The following is a 16,499-nucleotide window of genomic DNA, read 5'->3' as shown; positions in this document are numbered from 1 at the left end:
TCACATCCACTCCCCTGCTGTTCTCAAAAATCTCAGTTGAACTATGATGAACTTACTATTGAGGAGCCCATCATGTTTACTGTGAAAAAACTTGCGATATCAACCCTGTTGACCGGTTCGGTTTTATCCTTTCCTGCGATCCACGCAGTGGCCAGCGTTCCGCAGCATGTGGTGAAACAGCAGGCTGGCGGCTACAGCGTTCAGGTTGGCGAGACGATTGTCACCGCCTTTACGGACGGCAGCGTGCCGCAGGATCTGCACGCCTTATTGCGCCGGACGACGGCGGAAAATACCGATGCGTTACTGGCTAAAAACTTCCAGGCCAATCCGGTGGAAGCGTCGATTAACGCGTTTTATATCGCCATCCCCGGCCACAAAATTCTGGTGGATACCGGTTCCGGTCAGCTCTTTGGCCCCGGCAAAGGCGGGCGGCTGATTGAGAGCCTGGCGACGCAGGGCATTAAACCGCAGGATATTACCGATATCCTGATCACCCATGCGCACTCCGATCATGCTGGCGGCCTGGTTAAAGACGGTCAGCGCGTGTTTACCCGCGCGCAGGTCTATGTCGGCAAACCGGATATCGATTTCTTCTTTAACGACGAGAACCAGAAAAAGTCCGGCTATGACCAGAACTACTTCGACGTCGCGCGCAAGACCTTAAAGCCCTATCTGGATGCCGGAAAAGTTAAGACCTTCTCCGGGACGGAACAGCTTCTGCCGGGCATCAGCGGTACGGTACACCCGGGCCACACCCCAGGCTCCGCGTTCTACACGCTGGAGAGCAAAGGTGAAAAAATGACGTTTGTCGGCGACATCATTCACGTTGCCGCGGTTCAGTTCCCGCAGCCCAACGTGACGATTGCTTACGATGAGGATCAAGACGGCGCCGCCCGGGTACGCAACGCTGCTTTCGCTGAGTTTGTGAAAAACAAAGATCTGATTGCGGCGCCACATCTGCCTTTCCCCGGGATCGGCTATGTGACGAAAGGTGAGCGGGAAGGCTACGCGTGGGTTCCGGTGACCTATACCAACCGTGAAGCAAAATAAGATGCCCTCCTCCGATATGGATATGGACCTGATCCTGACGCTGGATGCGTTACTCAGGGACCAGAATATCACCCATGCGGCCGCGCGGCTGGGCATCAGCCAGCCAGCGATGTCTGCCCGCCTTGCGCGCCTTCGCGTGTTGTTTGGTGAGCCGCTGTTTGTCCCTTCCCCACACGGACGTGGGGTGTTACCGACGCCGCGCGCCGAGGCGTTAAGGCCGCAGGTCGCGACGGTTTTGCAGGGGATATCGGCGATGCTTGAACCCACCACGTTCAACGCGCAGAACAGCAACCGCACCTTTGTGATTGCCCTGCACGAAAACCCGGCGCTGATGCTGGGGGCTGAATTGCAAAATCAGATTAGCAATGCGGCACCAGGCATCCGTCTGCGTTTTGCACTCCCGGAAACCCAGCTGCTGCCAGCGCAGATGGAAAATGGCGATGTGGATATTTATGTCGGCGTTAATGCGGTAGCGCACGATGCATGGGTCAGACGTAAGCTGTTTGACGATGAATATGCCACCGCCCAGCGTAAAGGCCATCCACGCGGTACGGGGCCGATGGATCTGGAAAGCTATTGCAGCCTTTCCCATCTGGTGGTTTCATCCGAGGGCGACCCGTTCGCGGGCTTTGTCGATCAGCATCTGGCGGGGCTTGGTCACCAGCGTAACGTAGTGATGTCGACGCAAAGCTATGCGATGGCGCCTGCGATTGTTGCCGGTACCGATTTGCTCTGCACCCTACCCAGACGCATGTTGCTACGTTTCACGCAAACGCTTGATATTTTTCCGCCGCCGCTGGATCTGCCGCCGATCGTCATCGGTATGTACTGGCACCCGAAAAACAGCCAGGATCCGGCTAACCGCTGGCTACGTGAACAGCTTCTTCAGGCCGCCGGACGTCAGGTATGATCGAGGATGCTCATCAATTTTTTCAGCACCTCAGAGCGAATAATCCGGTGGCAAACCAGCGTCAGCTCGCTCTCCCGGAGTCGGTCAAGAATATCCACAAAGACGACGTTTTGTACGCATATCGCCTTCGCTGAGGCGGGCAGCATGGCGATGCCAAACCCTGCCGAGACGAGGCTTATCACCGTGGGGACATCGGTGGCATTTTGCACAACGTCAGGCTGTATGCCCGCGCTGTGGCAGGCATCATAGAAATATTGCTCCAGCCCCATCCCCTCCGGGTCGCGCAGGGCGATCCACTTCTCCTCTTTCACCGACGCAAGCGTCAGCGCGGCGGAGCCCGCCAGACTGTGTTGACGAGGTAAGGCCAGCACGGCTTTTTCCGTTGTGAAAGGACGGCTTTGCAGATCGTCAGGCAATAGCGGTAACGGGGCACGAATAATGGCTACATCCAGCTGGTTGCTTTGCACGCCGGTATAAAGGGTTTGCACGTTTCCCGTCATCATGGAAAGGCTGATGGCGGGCCATTTCTCATGTAAAAGCCGCAGCGCGGCGGGCAGCTTACTGTCGAATATCGCACTTGAAACACATCCGAGATTCAGCACGCCCTGTTCCCCTCTGGCCGTCTGTCTGGCATCCAGAATCGCCTGATCGGTCATTAAAATCGCGACTCTGGCTTTACTGAGAAATGCCTCACCGGCTGGCGTCAGCGTCAGGCGACGATTCGCCCGGCTAAAGAGCATTACCCCCAGACGATCTTCCAGCGTTTTTATCTGCTGGCTCAGCGCCGGCTGCGCCATGTTAAGGCGCTCCGCCGCACGATGCATGTGAAGCTCTTCCGCCACCACGATAAAATTGCGCATCAGTCGAAACTGCATACTGTGCCTTCACTATTGATAATAAAATTCAAATTAAAATAGCATAAATGATGCAATTGATAGCCCTCTTCGTCCGGTTAAGAATGGAAGCATTCATCCGAGGGGGAAAATATGGAAAACCACATCAACGATCTCAGAAGTGCTATCGAACTGCTCAAACGCCATGAAGGTCAATACCTTGAAACCAGCCATCCGGTCGATCCTGACGCGGAGCTGGCAGGTGTGTACCGGCACATTGGTGCTGGCGGCACGGTAAAACGTCCGACGCGCATCGGCCCGGCGATGATGTTTAACGCTATTAAGGGGTATCCCGACTCCCGTATTCTGGTCGGAATGCACGCCAGCCGCGAGCGGGCGGCGCTCCTGTTGGGCTGCGAGCCCTCTGAACTGGCAAAACACGTCGGCCAGGCCGTGAAAAACCCGATTGCTCCCGTTGTGGTTCCGGTGGCCCAGGCGCCGTGTCAAGAACAGGTGTTTTATGCCGACGATCCGGACTTCGATCTGCGTAAATTGCTTCCGGCACCGACCAACACGCCGATAGATGCCGGTCCGTTCTTCTGTCTGGGGCTGGTGCTGGCAAGCGATCCGGAAGATGCCTCCCTGACCGATGTCACTATTCACCGTCTTTGCGTTCAGGAGCGCGATGAGCTCTCCATGTTCCTTGCCGCGGGCCGCCATATAGAGGTGTTCCGTAAGAAAGCCGAGGAGGCGGGCAAGCCGTTGCCGGTCACGATCAATATGGGTCTCGATCCCGCTATCTATATTGGCGCCTGTTTCGAAGCCCCTACCACGCCCTTCGGCTACAACGAGCTGGGTGTCGCCGGTGCGTTACGTCAGGCACCCGTCGAGCTGGTGCAGGGTGTGGCCGTAAATGAAAAAGCGATTGCGCGTGCGGAAATTATCATCGAAGGCGAACTGCTGCCGGGCGTGCGCGTAGAAGAAGATCAGCATACCCACACCGGGCACGCGATGCCGGAATTTCCCGGCTACTGCGGGGAGGCTAACCCCTCCTTGCCGGTAATCAAAGTAAAGGCCGTCACGATGCGTCATCAGGCGATCCTGCAAACTCTGGTGGGACCGGGCGAAGAGCACACCACGCTGGCCGGTTTGCCAACGGAGGCCAGCATCCGGAATGCGGTGGAAGAAGCCATCCCCGGTTTTCTGCAAAACGTCTATGCGCATACCGCTGGCGGCGGCAAGTTCCTTGGCGTATTGCAGGTGAAAAAACGCCAGCCCTCTGACGAAGGGCGTCAGGGTCAGGCGGCACTCATTGCGTTAGCCACCTACTCCGAGCTTAAAAACATTATTCTCGTCGACGAAGATGTGGATATTTTCGACAGCGACGACATCCTGTGGGCGATGACCACCCGTATGCAGGGCGATGTCAGCATCACCCATCTGCCGGGGATCCGCGGACACCAGCTCGATCCGTCTCAGGCGCCGGACTACAGCCCCTCCATTCGTGGCAACGGGATCACCTGCAAAACGATTTTCGACTGTACGGTGCCCTGGGCGCTGAAGTCCCGCTTTGAGCGTGCGCCCTTTATGGAGGTAGACCCGACGCCGTGGGCGCCTGAACTGTTTAAAAAATAGCGTTAACCGGAAAATCTTCTTCACCCTTCACGGGCTGAGGGTTCCCCACAAAATAATGCCTGCACAGACGGCCCCCGCTCCCTTGAGGGAGAGGGCTGGGGTGAGGGGGAACATACGGCGCTGGTGGTCATTCCGTTCACTTAGGGCATCGCTGAAAGCCCTCAGTTTTTCTGAGGCAACGTTATAGCTTTTTCTTTCAAATTACTGGGTAACCCTCCCCTTCACGGGTGAAGAACCTCACGCTGAAATTGCCGCGTCCCCTGCTTTCTTGTAACCTTTGAGCGTTTATCACATCCCCATAAAAAATGAGACTACCGGACGCCTATGACAGCACATATTTCCAACGATCCTTTGCATGGCGTAACGCTCGAAATGCAGGTTAACGCGCTGGTTGCGCGATATGGCTGGAATGAACTGGGCAACCGAATCAAAATCAACTGTTTTCGCAAGGACCCGAGTGTTAAATCGAGTCTGAAGTTCCTGCGCCGCACCCCATGGGCGCGGGCGGAAGTTGAAGCCCTCTACCTCGACTCTCTTCACGATGACGGTAACGGGGAACAGGACGAACCGGCGTTTAATCCCTGGACGGATAGCCGGACACCCAGGAGCTAACACGCAAATGATGCGACACGTAAAACGGACTGGCGCGCTGCTTGGCTGCGCGCTTTTACTGGTAAGTTGCACTTCCAAACCACCCAAATCACTCGTTACCCCGCTGCCGCAGGCGAAACCTCTACAGCAGACTAACGAACCCATGCGCGGGATCTGGCTGGCGACCGTCTCCCGTCTCGACTGGCCTCCTGTGTCATCGGTGAATGGCCGTAGCGCGGACCAGCGTATCGCCCAGCAACTGCGGGCGCTGACGGACAAGCTCGATAAGCTGAAAAAACTTGGGATCAACACCGTCTTCTTTCAGGTAAAACCGGACAGTACGGCGCTGTGGGCCTCTAAAATACTGCCCTGGTCAGATACCCTGACGGGGACTATCGGGGAAGATCCCGGTTACGATCCGCTTCAGTTTATGCTGGATGAAGCGCACAAGCGCGGGATGAAGGTTCATGCCTGGTTTAACCCGTACCGCGTTTCCACCAACACGAAGCCGTCGACCATCGCCGCGCTTAACCGCACCTCGTCGCTTCATCCTTCCAGCGTGTACGTCCAGCATCCGGAGTGGATCCGCACCTCGGGGGATCGTTTTGTTCTCGACCCGGGCATTCCCGACGTGCGGGACTGGATAACCCAGGTGGTGATGGAAGTGGTAAATCACTACCCTGTCGACGGCGTTCAGTTCGATGACTATTTTTACACCGAGACGCCGGGGTCCACCCTGAATGATGCCTGGACCTTCAGGCGCTATGGCGAAGGATTTGCGTCAAAAGCGGACTGGCGTCGACACAATACGCAGCAGTTGATTGTGCAGGTTTCAAGGGCGATCAAGCAGGCTAAACCTGAGGTCGAATTTGGCGTTAGCCCGGCGGGGGTCTGGCGCAATCGCTCCTTCGACCCGGCAGGCTCGGACACGCGCGGTGCCGCAGCCTATGATGAATCCTACGCTGACACGCGCAAATGGGTACAGCAGGGTTTACTGGATTACATTGCGCCGCAGATCTACTGGCCCTTCGCCCGCGACGCGGCACGTTACGATGTGCTGACAAAATGGTGGGCTGACGTGGTGAAACCGACCCATACCCGCCTGTATATCGGGATCGCGTTCTACAAAGTGGGCGCGCCTTCCAGAAACGAACCGGACTGGACGGTGAACGGCGGCGTACCGGAGCTGAAAAAACAGCTCGACCTCAACGATTCACTGCCAGACGTTAAGGGCACCATCCTGTTCCGTGAAGACTATCTTAACCAGCCGCAGACGCAGGAGGCAGTAAATTACCTCCGGGGACGCTGGGGTAGTTGACTGAAAAAAGGCAGAAACGTCCTGTTTCTGCCTTTCTTTTACGGCTTCGGCCCGAACATCGCCTCAAGCTGTTTTGCGTCTGGCATACCCACGACCTGTTGCAGTTCGTTTTGCTCATTCAGGTAATAAATAGCCGGTGTGGCATTCGCGCCAAGACTGTCCATTAGCGTCTGGTGATTTTGCAGGATCTCAACGGTTTCCCGGGAAGCCGCAGCTTCAGGTTTCGGCAGCTTTTTCCCGCCGGACAGCTCGTACGTTTTCCAGGCCGACACCGGATCTTTCGCATTCAGGATCGCGGAGGCGTTACGCCCGCTGTTCGGGTTAAGAAATGCAACCAGCAGCGTATTGAGCTGAACCTTGCCAGCCTTCACCCACGGCTGCGCTTCAGCCCAGAACTGCTTGCAGTACGGGCAGAACGGGTCGGCAAAGACGAAGACTTTGCGCGGGGCACTCTCCGCGCCCTCTTTCAGGGGATGCGCCGCATTGAGCTTTTTCCACATCTCGCGGCCCATCGGGGCGTAGATCTCTTTCTGGAAAAAGGCCTCGCTGAGGTTGGTTCCCTTCTCATCATAAAGATAGCCAGACACGACGTGCTTTCCGTCAGGGGTCAGAAAGAGCGTCACGCCCATGTCCTGATATTTCCCCAGCCACGCTGGCGCGCCGCCGGGGGCGTCAATTTTCTTGATGATTTTGATGTCCTGCTGTTCACTGAAGTGCTTCACCACATCCGGAAGCGACTCCTCTGCCCTGACCAGCCCTGAAACCATCAGAGCAGAGAGTAACAGCACCTTTTTCTTTGCTAACCGTTGAAGCATAACGACCCCTTTAAAATATTGTTTTTCAGAGTGGTCGAAGTTTATTGCCCTGTCAACGCTTCATAAATATCCTTGAGGCGACTACGCAAAAATCGCACGGCTTTGTGTTTGCGGGATAATAACGCCTGCACACTGTCGCCTGTTTCCTCTGCCAGCATCTTCATGCTGTAGCCCTCAAATTCCGTTTTTTCAAACACCTCGCGCTGAGGTGGCGGCAGTTCCGACAGGGCTTGCCCCAACTCTTCCCATAGCAGCATGTTGAGATACTCTTCCTCCGGCGTTTGCGGTACGCCGAATAACGTTTCTGCAATCTCCTGCTCAGGAAAGTCCTCGTTATCTGCTATCAGGTACCCCGGCAGTGAAACCTCGTGCTTTTTTCGCGCCCGGTCGATCATCTCATTTCGTGCGGCGCGAAACAGCCAGGCGGCGACGTTCTCGACCGGTTGTTCCACTTTCATCAACTGCCAGGTCACTTCCTGAAGAATATCATCGACATCATCACGAACCGCAGTCCGTCCGCGAATGAAGGCTTTTAGCCGCGCGCGGCAGGCTTTGAGTGCCGAGATCAGTAATGATTCCCCCGCCTCACCGGCTTTCATATCGCTCACTCGGCTTCCGGCGCTTTCGCACCGTTATCATCTCGCTTTTCATCCCGGCCATCGTGCCACCGGCAATGACCGTGGCGCCCAAATCCCGCCCGACGCTGCTGAATGAAGGCCTCACGTTGTTCGGGGCTCATATTCATCCATTGTTCGTGCATACGGCGGTGCGCACCGAACATGCCCGGACGGAAACCCAGCCCACCGAAAAGAATGCGGCTCAGCAGCAGGATCCCCAGCGCCTGCCAGAAGCCAATGGCTTTAACCCCCAGGATGGCCGGGAGCAACGCGTTCCACAGGGACATGACCAGCAGGCCAAGCACCACGAACAGGACTGCGCCAATCACGATGCCCTTACCCATACGATGGCGGCCCAAACCACGCCCGTGACCTTTTCCGTGCATATCAAAATTTCTCATGTGTACCTCGTTTATGTTGAATGATTATGGTCTCTGATGAGGTAGACGGATGAGGAACAGAAATATTGCCGGGGAAAGATAAAATTTATGTGATAGCGGCTTTGTACGGATAACAGTAATGGCTGAAGGAGATTGTGCAGCGGCTACATGGAGACATTAAAAAGGCTCCCTCAGGAGCCTCTCTGAACATCACGCCGTAGCAGGCAAACTAAAGCTCGAGATACTCTGGGACAGCTGCTGCGCCTGCTCCTCCAGCGAGGCGGCGGCGGCGGCGGATTGCTGCACCAGCGCCGCGTTCTGCTGGGTCACACCGTCCATCTCCGTTACGGCCTGCCCAACCTGACCAATCCCGCGGCTCTGCTCTTCTGAGGCAACCGAAATCTGTTCCATCAGCGTATGCACTTTATTCACAGAGCTGATAATAGAATCAATCACCTCTCCCGAACGATTCACCAGTTGTGCACCGTTTTTCACGCTGGAAACAGACTGGGCGATAAGGCTTTCGATATCTTTCGCCGCCACCGCGCTTTTTTGTGCCAGGGTGCGCACTTCACTTGCTACCACGGCAAATCCTCGCCCCTGCGTGCCAGCACGCGCCGCTTCAACGGCCGCGTTTAGCGCCAGAATATTAGTCTGGAAAGCAATGCTGTTGATGACGCTGGTGATGTCTTCAATACGCTTCGAATTGGACGCGATAGTATTCATCGTTTCGATGACTTCACGGGTTACCGCTTCACCGGTATGGGCATTTTTCACGGCATCCTGCACCAGCTTACCGGCCTGGAAAACGTTGTCGGTGTTATTCGCCACCGTCGCGCTCAGCTCTTCCATGCTGGCGGCCGTCTGGGTCAGGGCCGAAGCCTGTTGCTCGGTACGGGAGGCCAGGTCGATATTGCCGGAGGCAATTTCCTGCGCCGCATGCGTCACGGTGTGGCTGGCATCGCGCACCTGAGAAATGGTGGAGAGCAGCGCCTGGCGCATCTGCTCCATCGAGGACATCAGGTGATCGATTTCATTCCTGGAATCACGCTTAATCGGTACCGGTACGTCCAGCTTCCCGGCCGCAATCTGGCGACAGTGCTCGCGCGCCAGGTTCACCGGCGCAAAGACCACGCGTTTCATCAGCAGGCTGACGGCGAAAATCACCACCACGAACAGCACCGCAATGCAGGCGATAATAACCAGACCCGACACGAAATTATGACTCGCATCCTCGTTCAGCGTTTTGGCGTACTTCTGGTGAACGGAGAGAACCTGATCGAGCACAATTTCATATTGGCGATCGAGTTGAGACACCACGGGAATAAGAGCGTTGAACCGCGACACATCGTGAGCGGCGGCAGCGGCGATGAGAGGCGCCAGTCCCTGGTTACGGTAGTTTTGCCACGCCTCCTGGTAGGCAGTGACCAGTTGGGCTTCGTCCGGCAAACGCGGCGAGGCCATAAACGCCGAAAATGCACTATCGGCTTTGGTCAGCGCCTCTTTAACCGAGGCCAGTTTCGCAGACGGGTCGGTAGCGTCCCCCGCTTCCACCATTTTCACATACTCCATAACCCTGACGCGCAGGGTTCGGCTGTGGTTAATGGGATCAATAATGGACAGAACCACCTGAATTTCTTTGTTCACATTATCCAGCGAAGTATTACTTTTAATGATGAGCCCAACGCTGGTGATAGTGCTGGCCACAAAGAAGAAAAGCAGGGAAAACAGGATAATCAGGGATGATTTTTTCAACGACATAACACACCTCAGGGATATAATTTCCCTTTGGTTATCGGCTGAATCCAATCTTTAATTAATTAAAGTTATTGATGTCACCCTAAGACGTTACCCTGTCACTCCACGGCCTTGTATCGCCGTTGCAGGGTGGCATCCAGCTTACGCTGGATCGGCTCCGGCGTTTCCCCTTCAATCAGTTTGCCAATCAGATCAAAGCAGTGCCAGGCGAGCTGGCGGTTATCCTGACGAACGGTATCGACAGGAATGGTCAAAGAATCATAGAGATAGTGATCGTCAAAGCTGGCCAAACGCATATCGCTTTGCAGCAGATTATGTTGCCCCATATAGCGCAACACCCCTTCCAGAAGACCGCAGGCGGCGGTAAAAAGGGCTTTTGGCGGGCGGCCCAGGCGTGCGCAAAGCTCGGCAAACATTTCGTAGCCGGAGCTCGGATGGTAATTACCATGAATGATCCACTCCGGACGTAACTCGACGCCAGCGTCACGCAGCCCCTGCTTAAACCCTTCAAGACGGTCACGCGTCGGGGAAAGCCGCGGCTGACCGCCGAGGAAGTAGAACTCATCCGGATGCTGGCGCGCGATGTCGGCCACCAGTGTGGCGGTTGGGGTAATTGAATCGGTGAGAACCAGCGGCAGAGAACTGTCGTTCATATGACGGTCAAAGAGTACAACGGGCAACTGTTCGCTCAGCTTTTGATAGTCCGCGTCGTTGAGCATGCTGGAGGCGACAATCAGCCCGTCCACCTGGCGGGCCACCATGTTATTGACCACCACAGTCTCCTGGCCCGGATTTTCATCGCTACAGGAGATCAGCAGCTGAACACCCGCCTCGCGGCAGAGGGTCTCCAGCTCATGAGAAAAAACGGCAAACCCGTAGTTGGTGATTTCCGGCACCACCAGACCAATGGTGTGGCTGCGGTTGTCCCGCAGCGAACGGGCGTGAATGCTGGGCTGATAATGATGTTCTTTGGCAATCGCCAGCACACGCTCGCGTGTCTCCTCCGCCACCCGAAGCTCTTTGCTGCGGCCGTTCAGAACCAGGCTGGCGGTGGCTTTTGATACCCCCGCCAGCTCCGCGATATCTTTAATGGTGACGCGTTTTGTTTTTCTCACAACGACTTAGATCCGGCTGCCAAAACCTCTATTCTATCATGCAGCTGCGCAGCGACCAGTAGCGTAATGTGATATCGGACGCACCTTCGAAGCGTACCTGGGCCGGATGGTCAGGAAAATAGCGGCTGCTCATGACGCCTTCACCGTGATTGATGAAAATTTCGGCGCTGGAACAGTCGCACAGCACGCGTAAATGATGAACATTGCCCTGCCAGTAGCGGGTCAGCGTGTCTGCGGTTTTCAGACTGGCGCGTTCCAGACGGATCCCCTCATCATCCACAATCAGCCGCAACGCGCCGGCAAAATCCACGTTCACGCTCGATGCGCTCAGTTCGAACTCAAGACGCGCTCCCGCCAGCACCGGGGCATCGCTGGCGCGTCCCTGCCAGAGATGTTCATCCTCGCGCAGCGTTTCCAGCTCACGGACGGGGGTTTGCCAGAGCTTACCGTCGCGGTAGCGCAGTTCGCGAGGACAGGTCATCTGGTGGATCCAGCCGTGCGCCCGCGTAGGCTGGAGCATCTCTTCGCCGTCCGGCACGCCCATCCAGCCGATGAGGATGCGGCGGCCATCTTTTGCCACCGTGGTTTGCGGCGCGTAAAATTCGAAACCGGCGTCAAGCTCATGCAGCTCGCCGTGCGCAAATGCAGGCGTTTGATAATCAAATGCCCCACGCATCCAGACGGCCGGATAGGTGTTGAGATAGCGATGCGGTTCGCGCGCCAGCCCCTGCGGGCAGCAGATCAAGACGTGTGTGCCATCAAGCTCAAACAGATCCGGGCACTCCCACATATAGCCCGCGTCCGTGAGTCCGTTGACGCCGTGACCGGCGATTTCGCCGCAGGACGCCCAGGTGTGTAAATCGGCTGACGTAAACAGCAGCACCTTGCCGCGCTGCTGTCGATCCTGCGCGCCGAGCACCATGTACCACAGCCCGTCATGCCACCATACTTTCGGATCGCGGACGTGCCCGGTGTACCCGTCCGGCAGGGGCAACACCGGTCCCAGTTTGGCAAACGTGCCATCGTCATTTTGCACCGCCAGACACTGCCAGGCGGTGCGGCCGCCATCGTCAAACTTAACGTTGCCGGTATAGCACAGGGTCAGCACGCCGTTGTTATCCACGGCGCTGCCGGAGTAACAGCCATTGCGGTCATACTCTTCGTCAGGCATCAGCGCCATTGGCTCGTGCTGCCAGTGCACCAGATCTGCTGAGCTCCAGTGCCCCCAACACTTGTAGCGATGATCGCAGCCCAGCGGGTTCCACTGATAAAACAGATGGTAGCGCCCGGCAAACCAGATAAACCCGTTCGGATCGTTCATCAGCCCTGTCACCGGTGCGGGATGCCACTGCGGATAGTGGCTGTCCGCCAGCGCACGCGGCTGGCCTTGCATAACGGCCTGCAACACGGCAGGCCAGCGGGAAGATAAGGTCATTATTCAGAGTCCGTTTTATATTTCAGCAGCAGAGAGACTGTGAACGCCACGCCAAAGGCAATCACCATGCCGATTATATAGTTGAGCAGCGAGCTGGCCTGGACAATCGCCATGCCGGGAAGCGCCGTCAGGCCAACGGCGGTCATGTAGACATGCACCGACACCACCCAGGCACCGCCCGCCGCACCACCGATCAGCGCCGCGATAAACGGCTTCACAAAACGCAGGTTGATGCCAAAAATTGCCGCTTCGGTGATGCCCAGCATCGCGGAAAACGCCGACGGTAAGGTAATGGCTTTGATTTTGGCATCGCGGGTTTTGAACCACACCGCCAGACACGCCCCGCCCTGCGCCACGTTCGCCATCGCCCAGATCGGCAGCAGGAAGTTAACGCCAATCGACGGATTACCCAGCAGCCCGGCCTCAATGGCGTGGAAGCTGTGGTGAATGCCGGTAATGACAATCACCGAATAAAGCCCACCAAACAGCAGCCCGGCCAGCCAGCCCGCGTGGGCAATCAGAGTGCTAAGAATGAAGGAGATTCCGTCGCCCAGCGCGCGTCCCGCCGGGCCAATAATCAACAGCGCAATGAAGCCGGAGATAATGACGGTCAGGAACGGCGTCAGGATCAGATCTAACGCATCCGGGATCGCCCGGCGCAGCTGTTTTTCCACAATGCTCATAAACCACACCGCCAGCAGCACTGGGAAGACGGTTCCCTGATAGCCAATCATGGCGATTTCAAGACCGAAGAAGTTCATGGTGTGGAAGCCGGACGCTACGCCCCAGGCGTTGGTCAGCGCCGGATGAGTCAGGATGCCGCCGAGCGTTGCCCCCAGATACGGGTTGCCGCCAAACTCCCGCGCGGCGGTGAAGCCAATCAGGATCGGCAGAATAATAAACGCCGCCGAGCTGCACATATCCAGCATGATATAGAGCGCGTTATCCGGATTAACCCAGCCGTAGGTTTTAACCATCCCCAGCAGGCCCATCAGCAGACCCGAGGCCACGATCGCCGGGATAATCGGCACGAAGATGTTGGAGAGCAGACGCGCGATACGCTGGAACGGGTTCAGCTTGCGGGCCGCAATATCCGCCGCTTCCGATTTACTGGACTCGCTAATCTCTGCCGCCTGAATAAACGCGGCGTAAACCTTATTCACCACCCCGGTGCCGAAGATTACCTGCATCTGCCCGGCGTTTCGAAAACAGCCTTTCACGCCTTCAACCTTGCCGATAGCCTGCTGGTCGGCAAGCGCATCATCGACCAGCACCAGACGAAGGCGCGTGGCGCAATGTGCCGCGCTGGCAATGTTCTCTTTGCCACCGAGCAGCGGAATAAGCTCGCGCGCAATATGATTAAAATCCATAGATACCTCTTCCTGACCTCTTTTTATTGTGTTCGAAACGCCCCCGCGATGCGGGAGCGTGAAGGGTTAAAACCAGGTTTCCATCTGCACCCCAAAGTTCCATTCCCCGCCCGCGTTGAAGCCGCTGCTGCCAAAGGCGTCATCGCTGGCGTAGTTATCCAGCTTGCTGCTCCAGTCCATCCAGGTGGCGAACAGGCGCAGCTCCGGACGGCTGAAGAAATCGCCAATTTTGCCCGCCTTTAACGTCGGGGCGAAGGTCAGCTTGTAGAAGCTACCGTTAACCGCATTGCGATCCTTGTAGCCTTCCGGGCTTAAATCCATGTACTGATAGCTGCCTTCGAACGCGAGGGCGAAATTCTGGGTCACCTCTTTGATCAGACGCGTATTGAGCGTGACCCACTCATAGCTGTCGCCCTTCACGTAGCGGTCCTTACTGCTTTGCGCCAGCACGGCGGGCGCAATGTGCCAGCCACCGCCCAGCGGCGTGACACCGTAACTTGCAAAACGCCAGGTATCGGCTTCTGACAGCAGCGCGCCGTCTGAACCAATGCTTTTCACCTCGGCGCCCAGACCGTGGCCGTAAAGCAGCGCCGTTTTGGCGGAACCTTCCCGCAGGCCGTAGAAGCTCTCGTTATGCAGACCAACCAGCGCATGTACCCCGTTATTGGCCGCGTCGGTTTTAATCGGATCGCCGTTGCTGTCCTTACGGTCGTCATTATCTTTTGCCCGTAAGCCGCTGGCCATCATCTGCACCGGCCCGGCGAAGTGATTCATGCTGAGGATGTAGTTCTGAACGTTGTTGTCGATCTCCTCTTCGCTGCCGAAGTTACGGCCATAAAGGGAGAAGTTACTGCGCAGCGTATCGTTCCACTTCACGTCGTAGACGCCGCCGCCGGTCCCGGCGAGAAACACCACGTCGGAATCCAGCCAGTGAATGTCGAAGTTGTCGCGGTCAAAACGCTTACCCGCCCAGAAGGTACTGCCCTTCAGCGCACCGGTAAAGTCAGGCAAATTGCCCAGCTCGGCAAAGGCCTGACGAATGTTCAGGTCGCTGCTGTCTGCCGACCAGTCGTTATAGGTTTTCTGGCCGTCGGCCAGCATCGCCTTAAAGCGCGTCGTCGCACCATTCTCCAGCGTCTGTTTGTGCTCAACATTCAGCTCAACGTAGGTATCCGCTTCGTTCCCCAGACGCCCGATGGCCCCGCCGGTTTCCCCGGCGGGCGTCAGATAAGGGCCGCTTTTGCTGCTGGAGGCCGCGTCGTTCATCAGCAAGCCGGAACGGGCGTAACCGTGAAATTCAAAACCGCCTGTCCGGTCGGCTTTTTCTTCCAGCACCGTAGTACGTTGCGCCACCGCCTGTGTGGAGGTCTGCGCTTCCTGCTGCGCAGCCACCAGCTGCTGTGTTTTCTGTTCCGCTGCCGTGGCGCGCTTTTCAGCAACCTGCGCGCGGGTTTCCGCCTCCTGCAAACGCTGCTCCAGCGCCGCCAGGCGCGCTTCGATACGTGTCATATCCGTCTGGGCAAAAACAGAGGTACTCCCGGCCAGCATGCCTATCATCACGGCAAGTCTGCGTTTTTTATACATTTTGTCGCATCCCTAATAACTATCGGTGAAAGTGCTAAATTGCTAAACCGGTTTAGGCTGATGATACTAAACCGTTGAATTTTGGATCGGCAACGTTTTTTGCTAAACCGTTTTAGTAAGTGTGATCGAGGCGACAATTCAGGCCGCCGACCGGAGGCCTGGAGAGGTGAATTACAGTTCGTGATGATAAGGCAGCGCGGTCATTGCCCCTTTTGCGGTTGTCGCCAGCGCCCCACAGCGCTGCGCCAGCGTGATGACCTCTGAAAGACGGGCCTGGCCATCACGAGCCAGACCGAACAGCAGCCCGGCGACGAAAGCATCCCCCGCGCCGGTGGTATCAATGCATTCCACGGGTGATGCAGGATAGTGCGTCAACGCGCCTTTCTGCCAGGCGGTTACGCCCTCTTTTCCCTGCGTCACCAGCACCAGCCTGGCCGGACAGGTGCGCATCAGCGCCGCCAGCCCCTCATGGACCTGCGCATTTCCGGTTAAGAACGCCAGCTCTTCCACCGAGATTTTCACCACATCTGCACAGGCTAATGCCCGCTCAAGACACTGACGCAGCTCGACTTCATCGTGCCAGAGATCGGCGCGGATATTGGGGTCAAAGCTGACAAATCCCCCCGCCAGTCTGATAGCGGACATCGCCTGAAACGTCGCGGAACGGCTGGGTTCGGCGCTGAGCGCGATAGAGCAGACGTGCAGCCACTCCCCGGTGCGGAATGGCGGGAGATCGGCAGAGTCGAGGAATAAATCAGCGCTCGGGCGAACCATAAAGGTAAAGGAACGTTCACCGTCGTTATCGAGATCCACCACCACCGTGGAGGTGCGATGCTGCGGGTCCAGGCGCAGCCATTCTGTATTAACCTGCTCATCCGCAAGCGTTTTTTGCATAAAACGCCCGAAGGGGTCGTCGCCCACCCGGCCTATAAAGGCGCTTCTGCCGCCCAGACGCGCAACCCCTACCGCGACATTGGCCGGTGCGCCGCCAGGACATTGCAGCAGTTTGCCCTCTCCGTCGGGCAACAGATCCACCACGGCATCGCCAAGTACCCAGATCGTCTCCATATCACCTTCTTAGCTAAATC

General features: G+C 56.9%; 15 protein-coding genes. 5 read left to right on the top strand and 10 right to left on the bottom strand.

All coding sequences use genetic code 11. The annotated features are described in order from the left end of the window. Nucleotides 1–72 precede the first annotated feature (72 nt). Nucleotides 73–1,050 (top strand): MBL fold metallo-hydrolase, encoded by a 978-nt coding sequence (locus SK54_RS12740; protein ID WP_048247338.1) that lies wholly within the window; start codon nucleotides 73–75, stop codon nucleotides 1,048–1,050. 1 nt (nucleotide 1,051) lies between these two features. Further along, nucleotides 1,052–1,960 carry a LysR family transcriptional regulator gene (locus SK54_RS12735; protein WP_048247336.1) on the top strand — a complete coding sequence of 303 codons (909 nt, stop codon included), beginning with the start codon at nucleotides 1,052–1,054 and terminating at the stop codon, nucleotides 1,958–1,960. Here the strand turns inward: SK54_RS12735 and SK54_RS12730 are convergent. Next, entirely contained in the window at nucleotides 1,951–2,835 is an 885-nt protein-coding gene (locus SK54_RS12730; protein WP_003857101.1) for a LysR substrate-binding domain-containing protein, read from the bottom strand. The two genes, SK54_RS12735 and SK54_RS12730, sit on opposite strands and share 10 nt — an antisense overlap. A gap of 111 nt (nucleotides 2,836–2,946) precedes the next feature. Between SK54_RS12730 and SK54_RS12725 the strand changes: the two genes are divergently transcribed. The 3 genes from SK54_RS12725 (at nucleotide 2,947) to SK54_RS12715 (ending at nucleotide 6,337) form a co-directional block, all read left to right on the top strand. Continuing rightward, nucleotides 2,947–4,428, top strand: coding sequence for a UbiD family decarboxylase (locus SK54_RS12725; protein ID WP_048247334.1), 1,482 nt, complete (start codon nucleotides 2,947–2,949; stop codon nucleotides 4,426–4,428). A 324-nt stretch (nucleotides 4,429–4,752) separates the two neighbouring features. Beyond that, complete coding sequence (locus SK54_RS12720; protein ID WP_000123965.1) at nucleotides 4,753–5,040, top strand: VF530 family protein; 288 nt, start codon at nucleotides 4,753–4,755, stop codon at nucleotides 5,038–5,040. A gap of 7 nt (nucleotides 5,041–5,047) precedes the next feature. Then, complete coding sequence (locus tag SK54_RS12715) at nucleotides 5,048–6,337, top strand: glycoside hydrolase family 10-like protein (RefSeq protein WP_048247332.1); 1,290 nt, start codon at nucleotides 5,048–5,050, stop codon at nucleotides 6,335–6,337. 38 nt (nucleotides 6,338–6,375) lie between these two features. Here the strand turns inward: SK54_RS12715 and dsbG are convergent, their stop codons facing one another. From dsbG to SK54_RS12670, 9 genes are all read right to left on the bottom strand, one after another. Further along, nucleotides 6,376–7,152, bottom strand: a complete 777-nt coding sequence (gene dsbG, locus SK54_RS12710; protein ID WP_015570501.1) for a thiol:disulfide interchange protein DsbG — start codon at nucleotides 7,150–7,152, stop codon at nucleotides 6,376–6,378. Nucleotides 7,153–7,193: 41 nt separating this feature from the next. Next, nucleotides 7,194–7,751, bottom strand: coding sequence for an RNA polymerase sigma factor (locus SK54_RS12705; RefSeq protein WP_181007827.1), 558 nt, complete (start codon nucleotides 7,749–7,751; stop codon nucleotides 7,194–7,196). Nucleotides 7,752–7,756: 5 nt separating this feature from the next. Beyond that, nucleotides 7,757–8,170, bottom strand: a complete 414-nt coding sequence (locus SK54_RS12700; protein ID WP_015570500.1) for a hypothetical protein — start codon at nucleotides 8,168–8,170, stop codon at nucleotides 7,757–7,759. Nucleotides 8,171–8,359: 189 nt separating this feature from the next. Further along, nucleotides 8,360–9,910 (bottom strand): methyl-accepting chemotaxis protein, encoded by a 1,551-nt coding sequence (locus tag SK54_RS12695; protein ID WP_048247328.1) that lies wholly within the window; start codon nucleotides 9,908–9,910, stop codon nucleotides 8,360–8,362. 95 nt (nucleotides 9,911–10,005) lie between these two features. Beyond that, nucleotides 10,006–11,022, bottom strand: coding sequence for a LacI family DNA-binding transcriptional regulator (locus SK54_RS12690; protein ID WP_017693400.1), 1,017 nt, complete (start codon nucleotides 11,020–11,022; stop codon nucleotides 10,006–10,008). A gap of 28 nt (nucleotides 11,023–11,050) precedes the next feature. Further along, nucleotides 11,051–12,457, bottom strand: coding sequence for a sucrose-6-phosphate hydrolase (locus tag SK54_RS12685; RefSeq protein ID WP_045345159.1), 1,407 nt, complete (start codon nucleotides 12,455–12,457; stop codon nucleotides 11,051–11,053). Further along, a complete protein-coding gene (locus SK54_RS12680; RefSeq protein ID WP_017382323.1) occupies nucleotides 12,457–13,827 on the bottom strand; it encodes a sucrose-specific PTS transporter subunit IIBC in 1,371 nt (456 codons plus the stop codon). Before SK54_RS12680 ends, SK54_RS12685 begins: the two co-directional genes overlap by 1 nt. 66 nt (nucleotides 13,828–13,893) lie before the next feature. Then, on the bottom strand, nucleotides 13,894–15,411 hold the full coding sequence (locus SK54_RS12675; RefSeq protein ID WP_048247326.1) for a carbohydrate porin: 1,518 nt from the start codon (nucleotides 15,409–15,411) through the stop codon (nucleotides 13,894–13,896). A 171-nt stretch (nucleotides 15,412–15,582) separates the two neighbouring features. After that, complete coding sequence (locus tag SK54_RS12670) at nucleotides 15,583–16,479, bottom strand: aminoimidazole riboside kinase (protein WP_047726569.1); 897 nt, start codon at nucleotides 16,477–16,479, stop codon at nucleotides 15,583–15,585. Nucleotides 16,480–16,499 lie beyond the last annotated feature (20 nt).

The organism is Enterobacter sp. MGH120 (genome assembly GCF_001037725.1).
In the GTDB taxonomy this organism is placed as follows: domain Bacteria; phylum Pseudomonadota; class Gammaproteobacteria; order Enterobacterales; family Enterobacteriaceae; genus Enterobacter; species Enterobacter hormaechei_C.
The sequence above is the reverse complement of the archived record's forward strand: the minus strand, read 5'-3'. Positions and strand labels throughout refer to the sequence as shown.